This is a genomic window from Ideonella lacteola (assembly GCF_038066555.1).
GTDB lineage: Bacteria > Pseudomonadota > Gammaproteobacteria > Burkholderiales > Burkholderiaceae_C > Ideonella > Ideonella lacteola.
This window is the reverse complement of the sequence record NZ_JBBUTG010000001.1, coordinates 230,297-243,750: the sequence shown is the minus strand read 5'-3', so window position 1 is coordinate 243,750 and position 13,454 is coordinate 230,297. Positions and strand designations below refer to the sequence as shown.

Annotated in this window: 9 protein-coding genes; 5 read left to right on the top strand and 4 right to left on the bottom strand. The window is 67.9% G+C overall.

What is annotated here, in order from left to right; translation table 11 throughout:
* Positions 1-35 precede the first annotated feature (35 nt).
* On the top strand, positions 36-2,585 hold the full coding sequence (locus AACH06_RS00915; protein ID WP_341423704.1) for a GspE/PulE family protein: 2,550 nt from the start codon (positions 36-38) through the stop codon (positions 2,583-2,585).
* A 128-nt stretch (positions 2,586-2,713) separates the two neighbouring features.
* On the opposite strand, the gene AACH06_RS00910 is transcribed toward AACH06_RS00915, so the two are convergent.
* Together AACH06_RS00910 and AACH06_RS00905 are read right to left on the bottom strand one after the other, a co-directional pair.
* Positions 2,714-4,024 (bottom strand): glycoside hydrolase family 18 protein, encoded by a 1,311-nt coding sequence (locus tag AACH06_RS00910; protein ID WP_341423703.1) that lies wholly within the window; start codon positions 4,022-4,024, stop codon positions 2,714-2,716.
* Positions 4,025-4,103: 79 nt separating this feature from the next.
* The gene (locus AACH06_RS00905; RefSeq protein WP_341423702.1) at positions 4,104-4,751 is read right to left on the bottom strand and encodes a TetR/AcrR family transcriptional regulator C-terminal domain-containing protein; all 648 of its coding nucleotides are present in this window, start codon (positions 4,749-4,751) and stop codon (positions 4,104-4,106) included.
* Between the two features lie 313 nt (positions 4,752-5,064).
* Between AACH06_RS00905 and AACH06_RS00900 the strand changes: the two genes are divergently transcribed.
* The 3 genes from AACH06_RS00900 to AACH06_RS00890 are packed head-to-tail and all read left to right on the top strand — an operon-like array spanning position 5,065 to position 10,894.
* A complete protein-coding gene (locus tag AACH06_RS00900) occupies positions 5,065-6,525 on the top strand; it encodes an efflux transporter outer membrane subunit (protein ID WP_341423701.1) in 1,461 nt (486 codons plus the stop codon).
* A gap of 33 nt (positions 6,526-6,558) precedes the next feature.
* Positions 6,559-7,764 carry an efflux RND transporter periplasmic adaptor subunit gene (locus AACH06_RS00895; RefSeq protein WP_341423700.1) on the top strand — a complete coding sequence of 402 codons (1,206 nt, stop codon included), beginning with the start codon at positions 6,559-6,561 and terminating at the stop codon, positions 7,762-7,764.
* A 16-nt stretch (positions 7,765-7,780) separates the two neighbouring features.
* Positions 7,781-10,894: an efflux RND transporter permease subunit gene (locus AACH06_RS00890; protein ID WP_341424214.1), complete on the top strand. Its 3,114-nt coding sequence runs from the start codon at positions 7,781-7,783 to the stop codon at positions 10,892-10,894.
* Positions 10,895-11,029: 135 nt separating this feature from the next.
* Here the strand turns inward: AACH06_RS00890 and AACH06_RS00885 are convergent, their stop codons facing one another.
* Positions 11,030-11,614, bottom strand: a complete 585-nt coding sequence (locus tag AACH06_RS00885; protein WP_341423699.1) for an ECF-type sigma factor — start codon at positions 11,612-11,614, stop codon at positions 11,030-11,032.
* Positions 11,615-11,799: 185 nt separating this feature from the next.
* Here AACH06_RS00885 and AACH06_RS00880 point away from each other — a divergent pair, with 185 nt between their 5' ends.
* Positions 11,800-12,582, top strand: a complete 783-nt coding sequence (locus tag AACH06_RS00880) for a response regulator transcription factor (RefSeq protein WP_341423698.1) — start codon at positions 11,800-11,802, stop codon at positions 12,580-12,582.
* A 74-nt stretch (positions 12,583-12,656) separates the two neighbouring features.
* Here the strand turns inward: AACH06_RS00880 and sctT are convergent, their stop codons facing one another.
* Positions 12,657-13,442 (bottom strand): type III secretion system export apparatus subunit SctT, encoded by a 786-nt coding sequence (gene sctT / locus AACH06_RS00875; protein WP_341423697.1) that lies wholly within the window; start codon positions 13,440-13,442, stop codon positions 12,657-12,659.
* Between the last annotated feature and the right edge of the window lie 12 nt (positions 13,443-13,454).

Sequence of the window (13,454 nt, the reverse complement as noted above, 5' to 3'; positions counted from 1 at the left end):
CTAGCATCGAAACGCGCCCTTCCTGACCCACGGCCATGTCGGATCTTTCTTCGCAGTTGTCTCTCGTCCCGCGTGACGCGGATGCCCCTGCCGCTGACCCCGAAGCGGCAGCCCCCGTTGCCGCGCCCGGCTTCGCGTGGCCCACGCCGCCGTACGCCGTCTACCCCAACGTCGCCGACCATCCGGCGTTCGAGCCTTGCGAGGTGCTGGGCCTGAACGGCAAAGCCATGGCGGCCCGGCTGGTCACCTTCGACCCGGCCGAGGGCGTGGCCCAGGTGCAGGTGCCCCCCTCTCGCACCACGCTGACCCTGCGCTCGTCGCAGTTCCGCAGCCTCACCCTCACCCAGCCGCTGCGCCCCGGGCTCATCGCGGCCACCGGTGCCCCGGGGGCGCTGATGGACTTTCTCCCCGCCACGGCCTTCACCGTGCGACTGGTCGGCGGCGGCGAATTGACCGGGCGCAGCATCGGCCATGTCGAGACGTCGCACGGCCTGTACTTCTTCCCGCCGGTCGATGACAAGGGCGGCGTGCTGCGCATGTTCTGCCCGCGCAGCGCCTACGAAACCTTCGAATACGGGCCGCGACTGGGCGAGCAATTGCTGGCCGATGACACCGCCACCCCAGCCCAGATCGCCGCCGCGCTGGCCGAGCAGGCCAAGCTGCGCGAGCAGCGCATCGGTGACATGCTGCTGAGCAACCGGGTGGTCACGCCCGAGCAGTTGATGCAGGCGATCGAGAGCCAGTCGCGCATGCCCATGGTGCGCGTCGGCGAGGCCTTGATCGCACTCGGCTACATCTCGCCCGGCCAGTTGGACGATGCGTTGGCGCAGCAGCAAAGCGACCGCTCGGTGCCGCTGGGCGAATTGCTGGTGCGCAGTGGCGCGGTGCGACGGCACGACCTGCGCACCGCGCTGTCACGCAAGATGGGCTACCCCGTCGTCGATGTGGATGCCTACCCCATCGAAGCCGAAGCATTGCGCCAGCTGCCGGCCCAAGCCGCCAAGCGCTTGCAGGTGTTGCCGCTTCAGTTGCTGCCAGGCCGGCTGGTCATCGCGATCGAGGATCCCTCTCGCCGCGACGTGCTGGACGAGGTGGAGTTCATCTCGCAGAACAAGGCCGTTCCCGTGCTGCCAGCGGGCGACCACCTCACCCGCAGCATTGCGCAGGTCTATCAAAAACACGGTCTGGACGAAGCGGCGGCCACTGGCGTGGCCGCCGAGCTGTCGGCCGCCTTCAACTTCGACGAAGGTGGTACCGACCAGTTGCTGGCCGCGCTGGAGCAGTCACACGACATCGCCTCGCCGCCGTCCGAGGAAGAAAAGCCCATCGAGCAGAGCGACAACTCGCTCGTCCGGCTGATCAATACGATGATCGTCGAGGCCCATGGCCAGGGCGTGTCGGACATCCACATCGAGACCCAGCCGGGGCGCGAGAAGGTGCGCATCCGCTTCCGGCGCGATGGCGCGCTCAGGCCCTATCTGGAGCTGCCGCACACCTACCGCAACGCCTTGATCGCGCGGCTGAAGATCATGTGCGACCTGGACATCTCCGAGCGCCGCAGACCGCAAGACGGCAAGATCACCTTCAGCCGCTTCGTCACCAGTTGCCCGATCGAGCTGCGCGTCGCAACCATTCCCACCGCCAACGGCCTGGAAGATGCGGTGCTGCGCATCCTGGCCTCGGCCAAGCCCCTGCCATTGGACAAGCTGGGGCTCTCACCGCCCAACCTTGAGGCCCTGAAGACGGCCATCGAGCGGCCCTACGGCATGGTGCTGTGCGTCGGCCCCACGGGTTCGGGCAAGACGACCACCCTGCACTCGGCGCTCAGCCACATCAACACGCCCGAGCGCAAAATCTGGACGGCCGAAGATCCGGTCGAAATCACCCAGGCCGGCCTGCGTCAGGTGCAGGTGAACCCGAAGATCGACTGGACCTTTGCCAAGGCCTTGCGCGCCTTCCTGCGCGCCGACCCAGACGTGATCATGGTCGGCGAAATCCGGGACCAGGAGACCGCGCAGATCGCCGTCGAGTCATCGCTCACCGGCCACCTCGTGCTGTCGACGCTGCACACGAACAGCGCCGCCGAGACGATCACCCGCCTGCTCGACATGGGCATGGACCCCTTCAACTTCGCCGATTCGCTGCTGGCCGTGCTGGCCCAGCGGCTGGTGCGGCGGGTGTGCCCCCATTGCCGGCAAAGCCGCCCGGCCCACGCGGACGAGGTGGACGAGTGGGTGCACGACCACCTTCACTCGTGGCATGGTGACGCCACCTCGCCGAGCGTGGACGCGGTGATCGCCGACTGGACACAGCGGTTCGCCGGCCCGGATGGTCGACTGCAAGCCTGGCGCGCGCCGGGCTGCCCGCAATGCGATCACAGCGGCCTGCGCGGCCGCGCCGGCATCCATGAGCTGCTCACCGTCTCGCGCAGCGTCCGGCAGATGATCCAGACCGGCGCCCGCGCCGAACAGATCCAGCGTCAGGCGATGGCCGAAGGCATGCGCACCTTGCGCCAGGACGGCCTGGAGAAGGTGCTGGCAGGCATCACCACCATTGAGGAAGTGCGCGCCACCAGCAACGGCTGAGGGCGCCGATTCACTACCGACCGCCAGGGCGGCTCGGCCCGCGCACCAGACCGAGGCCAACCTCAACGAGTGGGCCGACGAGCTGCCCGCGGACGGATGAGCGGCGAGGCAGGACGAGGGCCCGTCGTTCAACGGGGGCGGGGGATGTGCCCCACGCCCAGATTCATCGCATTGAGCAGGTCGCCGTTGTCTTGCGACAGCTCCCACGCGAAGACGCCGGCCAGCCCCTGCTCGACCGCGAAGCGGCCCTTGTGCCACACCGCGCGCGGGTCGTCATAGCCCAGGTAGAGGCGCGTCGACGGGTTCCACAGCGCATAGGCCTGGGCCTGCGGGTCGTAAACGACCTGGTAGCCGGCCTTGCCCCGCCCCTGGCGATCAAGGTAGCGGGCGACGATCTCGCGGTAGATCACCGATCCATCGGCGCCGGCGAAGACGCCCTCGCGCTTTTGGCCATTGAAGTTGGGCGAGCCGGCCGGCGGCGGCACCACGCCCGTGAAGCCGCGACCGTACATGCCCACGCCCGCCACGAGCTTGGCCGCCGGCACACCGGCACTCAGCATCGTCTTCAAGCCGGCCGACAGGCTTTCGTCGGGGGAGTTGCCGCGGCTGTGCAGCGCGGTGTGGTGCCCGGCGGTGGGCGTCCAAGGGCCGAAGTAGTCGTAGCTCATCATAAAGATGAGATCCAGCGCCTTCGCCGCGTCGCGGTAGTTGATCTTCGAGACCATCTCCGCGTTGGTGTTGATCGCGCTGGTCACGAGGTAAGAGCGGCCGGTTTCGCCGGTCAGCTTGTCCAGCGTCTTGCGCAACGTGTGCATCAGGTCGGCATAGCCCTGCCCATCGGCCGGGCTGCCCAGCGGCACGCCATTGGCGCTGCCGTTGGAGGTGGGGTGCTCCCAGTCGATGTCGATGCCGTCGAAGCCGGGGTGGCTGCGCAGGAAATCGGCCACCGACTCGGCGAAGCGGGCGCGTTTGGCGGCGTCGTTGGCGAGGTGGAAGAACGGGTCCGAGCCGCCCCAGCCGCCCACCGACGCCACCACCTTCACATGCGGCGCGCGGGCTTTCAGGCGCAGGAAGGCGTCGTTGAAGGTGCTGTCAATGGCCGACACCGCCAGTTGCTGGTCGCCCTTGCCTTCACAGCGCGGCGCGTCCTTGTCGAGCTGGCCCGGGCCGCAGACATGCAAGAAGGCATAGAGCAGATGGCTCACGTTGTGGCCGCCCAGCCGGTCGACCACCGAGACCGGCTCCCAGTTGGGCACATAGACGCCCACCACCTTGCCGCTGCTGCGTTCGAAGTCCATGAACTGGCCGCTGAACAGCGTGGAGACCGGCGGCTCCTTGGCGGCCTTCGCGGGTGCATCGGCCGCCTGGACCATGCCGGCCGCAGCCGCCATCCACGCACACAGACCCGCGCGTGCCACAGTTTTCAACGACAGCGACACCGAGAACCCTTTCGATCTGAATCGGACCACAAGGCTAGCACCAGTTAGCTACCAGTTAAATACCAATCGACCCTGCAGATCAGCCTGCAGCTCGATTGGGCGCCAGGCCGGCCTCGATGCCGGCGATCCACAGGTCCACGCCGTGGACGAAGCGAACGTCGGCGTCGATGTGGGTGAGTTCCTCCATCGCCGCCTCGATCGCCGGAAACTCGCCGCCGGCGACCACACCCTGCATCGCCCCTCGAATGGTGTCCAGATCGACCCCGCTGGCGAGTTGGGCGAGCCAGCCCTGTTCTTCGATCACGAAGCCATAGACGAAGCACGCGAGCGAAAAGCCGCCCCAGCCGGCCAGGCGGGCGCTGGCGCCTGCGCCGTAGGCCGGCGCGGTCAGGGCCTCGGCCACCCGCATCATGTTGCGCGTGGCCAGCGTCGTGCCGGCGAACACCCGGGCGCCGTCGCGCCGGCTGAGCAACGCGCGGCGCAGCTCCAGGGCGGTGTGCCGCATCTGGTCTTGCCACGTGCCGGCCACGGGCTCCTGCGCGACATCGTCCAGCAAGGCGTCGGCCATGCCGTCGATCAGCGCCTGCTTGTTGGTGAAGTGCCAGTAGAGCGAGGCGGCCTTGATCTCCAGCGCATCAGCCAGCCGACGCATGGTCAGGCCTTCCAGGCCCACCTCGTCCAGCAAGTCCAAGGCCTTGCGGATCACCTCTTCACGCTGTATCGCCACCCGGGCTCCTTGCTAATCTAACGACGTTAGATTAGCATCTGCCAAAAAACTAACAACGTTAGGTGTTCAGCCCCAGGACATCAGGAGCGGCGAGAGCAGACGCTCCGGGATTCCGAATTCTCGTTTCCCCGGGCACGTAACATTAAATGTCAACTGACGGAATCCCGCATCGAACGCTTCTACCATGCGGCGCACTCCGGGTGAACCCGCTGGACCCGCCGGCCCGCTGCTTGCCCGCAGCCCTCCCCGTCCCCTTTAACCAGAAGATCGCGCACCGGCGACTCCCGCACGGCGCGCACCAGGAGATTTCTCGATGACGCGCACGACGTGGACCGCCGCCCTGCCGGCGGTGGCACTGCTCGCCGCGGGTTGCGCCGGCCCGCTGCCGGCCCCCGAACCCTTGCAGACCGCCTCGCCGGCCCAGTGGCACAGCCCACTGCCTCAAGACACCCCCGGCCAGAACCCCCAGCTGCCCCATCAGGGCACCCAGGCCGATCTGGCCCGCTGGTGGCAGCAGTTCGATGACCCGCTGGTGGCCGAGCTGGTGAGCGCCGCCCAGGCCGCCAGCCCGACGCTGGCCGCAGCCCAGTCGCGCCTGGCTCAGGCCCAGGCGGCGCGCACGGCCGCTGGTGCCGCCCTGCTGCCCACGCTCGACGCCAGCGCCAGCATCAGCCGCGGCCGCGCCGAAATCGGCGGGCCGCTCGCCACCACCACGTTGGCGGGTGCCCAGGCGGCGTGGGAGATCGACGTGTTCGGTGCGGGCCGGGCAGGCCGCAGCGCCGCGATCGCACGCCTGTCCGGCGCCGAAGCCGGCTGGCATGACGCCCGCGTGCTGGTGGCCGCCGAGGCGGCACAAAGCTATGTGGCGCTGCGCGCCTGCGAAGCCCAGTGGTTGCAGACCCAGACCGACGCCAGCTCGCGCATCGAGACGGCGCGGCTGACCACCCTCAGCGCCAAGGCCGGATTCCAGCCGCCCGCCAACGAAGCCCTGGCCCAGGCCAGCGCCGCCCAGGCCCGCGCCCAGCTCATCGCGCAGACGGCCCAATGCGACCTGGCGCTGAAATCGCTCGTCGCCCTGACCGCCATCGACGAATCCACCCTGCGCGGCAAGCTCGAAGCCGGCCGCGCCAAGCTGCCGGCGCCGTCGCAGCTGGCCGTATCGGCCGTGCCCGCTGAGACCCTGGGCCAGCGGCCCGACGTGGCCGCCGCGGCGCTCGCCGTGGAAGCCGCCAGCGCCGACGTGAGCGAGGCCCAGGCCGACCGCCTGCCGCGCGTCAGCCTGCTCGGCTCGGTGACCCGCGCGCGCATCGACACGGCCGGCTTCAGCACCGAGGGCAACCTCTGGACGCTGGGGCCGCTGAGCGTGTCGCTGCCGATCTTCGACGCCGGCCGACGCGCCGCCAATGTGGACGCCGCCCGCGCCCGCTACGACGAAGCGGTGGCCAACTACCGCGGCAAGCTGCGTGAAGCGGTGCGGGAAGTGGAAAGCGCGCTGGTGCAACTGGCCAGCACCGCCGCCCGCCGCGACGACGCCAGCCTCGCGGTGGACGGCTTCGACGCCTCCTTCCGTGCCGCCGAGGCACGCTACCGCGGCGGCCTGGCCAGCCTGTTCGAGCTGGAAGACGCCCGCCGCAGCGCCGCCTTGGCCCGCAGCCAACTGATCGACCTCGAGCGTGAGCGCGTCAGCGCCTGGATCGCGCTCTACCGCGCGCTCGGCGGCGGCTGGAAGGCCGATCTCGCCAACGACGTCCGCACCGACGTCGCCGCCCGCTGAACCGCATACCCAAGACATTCACAGGACGAGAGCATGAAGACCTCCCACTGGCATCGCACCCGCTGGGCTGCCCCCACCGCCGTGGCCACCCTCACCCTGGCCGCCTGGGCCACCTGGGTGCAAGCAGCCGACAAGGACAAGGCTGCCGCCGCCGCTGCGGGCGCGTCGGCCGCTCAGGCCGCACTCACGGTGACGACCACCACCGCACAAGCCACCACGCTGGCCCACAAGCTCAGCGCCAACGGCAACATTGCCGCCTGGCAGGAAGCCGTGATCGGCACCGAAGCCAATGGCCTGCGCCTGGCCGACGTTCGCGTCAACGTGGGCGATGTGGTCAAGAAGGGCCAGGTGTTGGCCACCTTCGCCGCCGAGACCGTGCAAGCCGAGCTGAACCAGACACGCGCCGCGGTGGGCGAGGCCGAAGCCACGCTGGCCGAAGCTGAAGCCAACGCGCAGCGCGCGCGCGAACTCTCGGCCACCGGTGCACTCAGCGCCCAGCAGATCAACCAGTACCTCACCGCCGAGCGCACCGCGCGGGCCCGGCTCGACGCCCAGAAGGCGATGGCCCGCCTGCAGGAACTGCGCCTCAAGCAAACGCAGGTGCTGGCACCGGACAACGGCGTGATCTCGGCGCGCAACGCCACGATCGGCGCGGTGCTGCCCGCCGGCAGCGAGATGTTCCGCCTGATTCGCCAGGGCCGGCTCGAATGGCGCGCCGAAGTGCCATCCAGTGACCTGCCGCAGCTGAAGCCGGGCATGCCGGTGCAGGTGGCCCTGCCCACTGGCAGCACCATCGGCGGCAAGGTGCGGATGCTGGCACCCACGGTCGACGACAAGACCCGCAACGCCCTGGTGTACGTCGATCTCGCCGCGTCACCGGACGTGCGGGCGGGGATGTTCGCCCGCGGTGAATTCGAGGTCGGCAGTGGCCAGGGCCTGACCCTGCCGCAAAGCGCCGTGGTGCTGCGTGACGGTTTCAGCTATGTGCTGAAGCTCGGAGCCGGCAACAAGGTGGCACAGACCAAAGTGAGCGTGGGCCGCCGTGTGGGCGACCGCGTCGAGATCACCAGCGGGCTCGATGCACAGGCCCGCGTGGTGGCCTCGGGCGGCGCCTTCCTCGCCGATGGCGATCTCGTGCGCATCGTCGACGCCCCTCCCGCCGCGCCCAAGGCGCAGGCCAGCCGCTCGTCGGCGTCCACCCTCGGTGCCGTGGTGCCGACCGCCACCTCGGCCAAGTGAGGAAGCCCATTCCATGATGAATGTTTCAACCTGGTCCATCCGCAACCCGATTCCCTCGGTGTTGCTGTTCATCATGCTCACGCTCGTGGGCCTGATGGGCTTTCGGTGGATGAAGATCCAGAACTTCCCCGACATCGACCTGCCCACCGTCATCGTGACGGCATCGCTGCCCGGGGCCGCGCCCTCGCAGCTCGAAACCGAGGTCGCCCGCAAGATCGAGAACTCGGTCGCCACGGTGCAAGGTGTCAAGCACATCTACACCACCGTGCAGGACGGCGTGGCCACGATCACCGTCGAGTTCCGGCTGGAAAAGCCGACGCAGCAGGCGGTCGACGATGTGCGCGATGCCGTGTCGCGCGTGCGTTCCGACCTGCCCGGCGATCTGCGCGACCCGGTGATCAGCAAGATGGAGCTGGCCGGCACCCCCATCCTCACCTACACCGTGGCATCGGAACGGATGGACGACGAGGCGCTGTCGTGGTTCGTCGACAACCAGGTCGCCAAGTCCATGCTCAGCGTGCGGGGCGTGGGCGCTGTCACCCGCGTGGGCGGGGTGTCGCGTGAAGTGCGCGTGGCGCTCGATCCGTTGAAGCTGCAGGCCTTGAACGCCAGCGCGGCCGACATCTCGCGCCAGCTGCAACAGACTCAGCAGGAAGCCGCCGGCGGCCGCACCGACGTGGGCGGTGCCGAGCAATCGGTGCGCACCATCGCCACCGTGCAATCGGCCGACGAACTGGCCGCGATGGACATCACGCTCAGCGACGGGCGCCACATCCGCCTGGACCAGGTGGCCACGGTGCAGGACACGGTGGCCGAGCGACGCTCGGCCGCGCTGCTGGACGGCAAACCGGTGGTGGGCTTCGAGATCGTGCGCAGCCGCGGCGCGGGCGAGGTGGACGTGGCCGACGGCGTGCGGGCCGAGCTGGACAAGCTCAAGGCACTGCACCCTGACATCACCATCACCGAAGCCTTCAACTTCGTCGACCCGGTGGTCGAGAACTACGACGGCTCGATGAAGCTGCTGTACGAAGGCGCGCTGCTGGCGGTGATCGTCGTGTGGTTCTTCCTGCGCGACTGGCGTGCCACGGTGGTCTCGGCGACAGCGCTGCCGCTGTCGGTGATCCCCGCCTTCGGCGTCATGTACTTCATGGGCTTCACCGTCAACATCGTGACGCTGCTGTCGCTGTCGCTGGTGGTGGGCATCCTGGTCGACGATGCGATCGTCGAGATCGAGAACATCATGCGCCACCTGCGCATGGGCAAGACGCCGCTGCAGGCCGCGAAGGAGGCCGCTGACGAAATCGGCCTGGCCGTGATCGCGACGAGCTTCACGCTGATCGCCGTGTTTCTGCCCACCGCCTTCATGGCCGGTGTGCCGGGCAAGTTCTTCGTGCAGTTCGGCTGGACGGCCGCGATCGCGGTCTTCTTCTCGCTGGTGGTGGCGCGGATGCTGACGCCGATGATGGCCGCCTACATGCTGAAGCCCCAGCCCGAGAAGCCGGATCCGAAGTGGATGTCGATCTACATGCGCTGGGCGGCCTGGGCGCTGCAGCACCGCATCAAGGTGACCTTGGCCGCCATCGGCTTCACCGTGGGCTCGTTCGCACTGGTGCCGTTGTTGCCGACCGGCTTCGTGCCACCCGATGATCTCTCGCAAACCCAGGTCACGGTCACGCTGCCGCCGGGCAGCACCTTCGACCAGACCTACGCGGCTGCCGAGCAGGCGCGGGCGCTGATCATTCGCAATCCGCACATCAAGCTGGTCTACACCGCCATCGGCGGTGGCTCTACCGGCGCTGACCCCTTCATGCCATCGGGCGCGGCCGATGTGCGCAAGGCCACGCTGACGATCAACATGACGCCACGCGGCGATCGCCACGGCGTCAGCAAGCAGGACATCGAGGCACAACTGCGCGAGGCCCTGCAGCCGCTGCCGGGGGCCCGCGTGAAAGTGGGCTTCGGCGGCTCAGCCGAAAAGTTCCTGCTCGTGCTGGCCGGTGAAGACGGCCGGGTGCTGGCCGAGCACGCCCGCCTGGTGGAACGTGATCTGCGCACCATCCCCGGCATCGGCGCGGTCACGTCGACGCTGAGCCTGGTGCGCCCCGAGGTGGTGGTGCGGCCCGACTTTGCGCGCGCTGCCGATCTGGGGGTCACCTCGTCGGCCATCGCGGACACGCTGCGCATCGCACTTTCGGGCGACTACGACCAGGCGCTGCCCAAGCTGAACCTCTCGCAACGCCAGGTGCCGGTGGTGGTGAAGCTCACCGACGATGCGCGCACGGACCTCGATCTGCTGTCGCGCCTGTCGGTGCCCGGTGCGCGCGGCCCGGTGATGCTGGGCAATGTGGCCACGCTGAGCATCGACAGCGGCGCCGCGCAGATCGATCGCTACGACCGGCTGCGCAACATCAATTTCGAGATCGAGCTCAACGGCCAGCCCCTGGGCGAGGTGGAAGAGCAGGCGCTCGCCAAGCCGAGCCTCGCCAAGCTGCCGCCAGGCGTGATCCAGCGCAGCGTGGGCGACGCCGAGGCGATGGCCGAACTCTTCGGCAGCTTCGGCCTGGCGATGCTCACGGGCGTGCTGTGCATCTACATCGTGCTGGTGCTGCTGTTCAAGGACTTCGTGCAGCCGGTGACCATCCTCGGTGCGTTGGCGTTGTCGATCCCGGGCGCCTTCCTGTCGCTGTTCGTCACGCACACCGCGTTGTCGATGCCCTCGATGATCGGGTTGATCATGCTGATGGGCATTGCGACGAAGAACTCGATCCTGCTGGTCGAGTACGCCATCATGGCGCGGCGCGAGCATGGCCTGTCGCGCATGGAAGCCCTGCTCGACGCCTGCCACAAGCGTGCACGACCGATCGTGATGACCACCATCGCTATGGGCGCCGGCATGATGCCGATCGCGCTGGGCCTGGGCGTGGACCCCAGCTTCCGTTCACCGATGGCGATCGTCGTGATCGGCGGTCTGATCACCTCGACGTTCCTGAGCCTGCTGGTGATTCCAGTGATCTTCACCTTCGTCGACGACGTGGTGCACAAGATCCAGGGCTTCTTCAAGAATCGTCATCACGCGGCCGCGCAACCCCACTCGGCTGTCGGCCAGAGCAACGCCACCGAGCCCCATTGAGCATCATCGAGTGTCGGGCGGTGCTGCCGCTCGACACTTGAGATGCGCGGCTTCGGTCGGCACGGGGCGCTTACCTCGGCGTCGCGCGCCCTCTCGCGCCCTCGCCTCTTCGAGGCCTTTCGATGCGTTTCGGAATCAACGGCCGAGCGCCACGCGCAGCAGTGCTCGCGCCTTCTCCCAGTCGCGGCGCACGGTGCGCTCGACCACGCCGAGCGTGTCGGCGATCTCGGCTTCGGTGAAGCCACCGAAGTACTTCATCTCGACCACCTGAGCCAGGCGCGGCTCGGCCTCGGCCAACAGGCTGAGTGCCTCGTCCACCTCGAGGATCTGCTCTTCGGAGGCACCCGGTGCACCGCACGGCAGATCGTCTGCCTGCAGGCTCATGTGCACCGAGCCGCCCCCGCGGCGCTCAGCCAGGCGGCGCCGGGCGAAGTCGACCACCACCGACCGCATCACCCGCGCTGAGTAGGCGAGGATGTCTCCCGGCCGCTCGAACGCGGGCAACTCACCGTGGCTCAGGCGCAGGTAACACTCGTGCACCAGCGAGGTGGTGTCGAGCAGCGTGAGGTTGTTGTTGCCGTGCAGGCGGCTGTGCGCCAGGCGACGCAACTCGCGATACGAGGCCAGAAAAAACTCATCGACCGGATGCGAACCCTCGCGCAGCACGGGGTCGGCATCGGGTTCGGCATCGGCGTGGGCGGCGGCATCGGTCACGGACATCGTCATGCATCCATTGCACGTCACTCAGCGCCGGCTCGCCCGGGCGAAGCGCTTCGTGTTTTCCCTGAAATTGAATGACATCGATCAAGTGATGTCCGGATTCGCTGACCGTTTGCGTTATGCGCGCCGCTGGCTCTTCAGCAGAAACGAACTTCGAAACCGAACACTGGATCGTTGGAGTGATTATGCAAGTCGCCTGTCTCATCGCCGATGACCTTGTCTTTCAGGATGTGCGTCGCCGTCTGTCGGCCCATCATTTCTCATGCGCTCGCTGCTCAACCGATGTAGATCTGCTGCGAGGCCTGCAGCACGCCGGGGCCGACGTGGGCCTGATCGATGTCGGATGGGCCGGCGCACAAGAGCAAGAGCACCTGCTGGCCTGGCTCGAAGCTCGGCGCGACCGCCACACGCCCGTGGTGATGCAGATGGCCGACGCGCGGTCCACGCACGTGGCCCGCTCATTGGAAGCCGGCGCGGCAGACGTCGTCACGCGAGGCACCGATGCGCTCGAACTCGCGGCGAGGCTGCACGCGGCCATCCGCCGATACCGCGGCAAGCTCGAAGCGCCCATCCTGCGCGCCTGCGGCTTCGAGCTCGATCGCCACGAGGGTTCGCTTCGCGATCACGGCGAAGAGGTGTTGCTCACGCCGCGCGAGTTCGCGTTGGCCTGGTTGCTCTTCTCACACCTGGGCGACTGCGTTTCCCGGCGCACGATCAGCTTGTCCGTCTGGGGCGTGGGCGCCGACATCTCCAATCGAACGATGGAGCAGCACGTGCATTCGCTGCGCAAGAAACTGCAGTTGGGCGTGGACCGGGGCGTGCAGCTGCGCGCGGTGTACGGCAAGGGTTACCAACTGGTTCACCAACGCCAAGAGCGCCAAGAGCCCCAAGAGCGCCAGGTGGCGGAAGGTCACCCCGGCTACACCGACCGCTTCCTGTTCGGTGCCACCGCCGGCGACTCACGCTGATCGCGTGCCCTCAGCGGCCGAGATTTCTTCGGCCGTGCCAAGCGGGCACGGTTGAAAGACTCTCGGCCTCTCCGTCAACGCGGCCCCCACATCGCCTGCAGGTGACGCGCCAGATCGCTCAGCGACAACTCGGCGCGCACCTGCTGGAAAAAGACCGCGATGATCAGTGACAACAGCACCATCGTGACGGCCCCTTTCACTGGCTGCGCGAGGCTGTTGGGCTCCAGCTTTTCAGCGGTCTTCGTCAACAGGCCGAAACCCAGGTCGATGAGCAACAAGGTGAGCAGGGCCGGTGCGGCCAAGCGCGCCACGGTGGTCATGTAGGTCATCACCTGCTCGCGGGCGAAGACCTCCAGCAGGTTGGCCGTGTTGGGCAGTGTGGCGGTGAGCGGCCACCACTTGTACGACTCGAACAAGGTGCCCAGCAAGGCGACCATGCCGCCCAGTGCATAGAACGAGTAGATCGACAGCTCGGAGAGGAACGAGCCCACCGGCGTGCTCTGGTCGGAGCTGTTGGGGTTCGACTGTTGGACGTTGTTGTAGCCCGCCAGGTTGTCGATCATCGAGCCCACGCCTTCGGCGACCCAGAAGATGGTGGCGGCCGCAAAGCCGATCAGAAAGCCGATCAGCGTCTCTTTCAGGATCAGCACGGCCAGCATCGGCGTGTTCAGATCCGCGATCACATCCAGCGGCTGGCCCCAGGCGATGTACAGCCCCATCCACACCGGCAACGCGGCGCGGCTCATGCCCTGCAGCTTCTGGCCCGAGGTGGCAGGCAGCACCAACAGCGTCGCGACGATCCGCGCGCCACACAGCGCGATCAGCGCCACCATGTTCTTCAGCTCCTCCCCATGGTTCATGAGGAGCAGGTA

Excerpts from the sequence above, each read along its gene's own strand:
- AACH06_RS00890 (WP_341424214.1), top strand. The coding sequence starts at position 7,781 with ATGAATGTTTCAACCTGGTCCATCCGCAACCCGATTCCCTCGGTGTTG.
- AACH06_RS00885 (WP_341423699.1), bottom strand. The coding sequence starts at position 11,614 with ATGTCCGTGACCGATGCCGCCGCCCACGCCGATGCCGAACCCGATGCC.
- AACH06_RS00880 (WP_341423698.1), top strand. The coding sequence starts at position 11,800 with ATGCAAGTCGCCTGTCTCATCGCCGATGACCTTGTCTTTCAGGATGTG.
- AACH06_RS00915 (WP_341423704.1), top strand. The coding sequence starts at position 36 with ATGTCGGATCTTTCTTCGCAGTTGTCTCTCGTCCCGCGTGACGCGGAT.
- sctT (WP_341423697.1), bottom strand. The coding sequence starts at position 13,442 with ATGAACCATGGGGAGGAGCTGAAGAACATGGTGGCGCTGATCGCGCTG.
- AACH06_RS00895 (WP_341423700.1), top strand. The coding sequence starts at position 6,559 with ATGAAGACCTCCCACTGGCATCGCACCCGCTGGGCTGCCCCCACCGCC.
- AACH06_RS00900 (WP_341423701.1), top strand. The coding sequence starts at position 5,065 with ATGACGCGCACGACGTGGACCGCCGCCCTGCCGGCGGTGGCACTGCTC.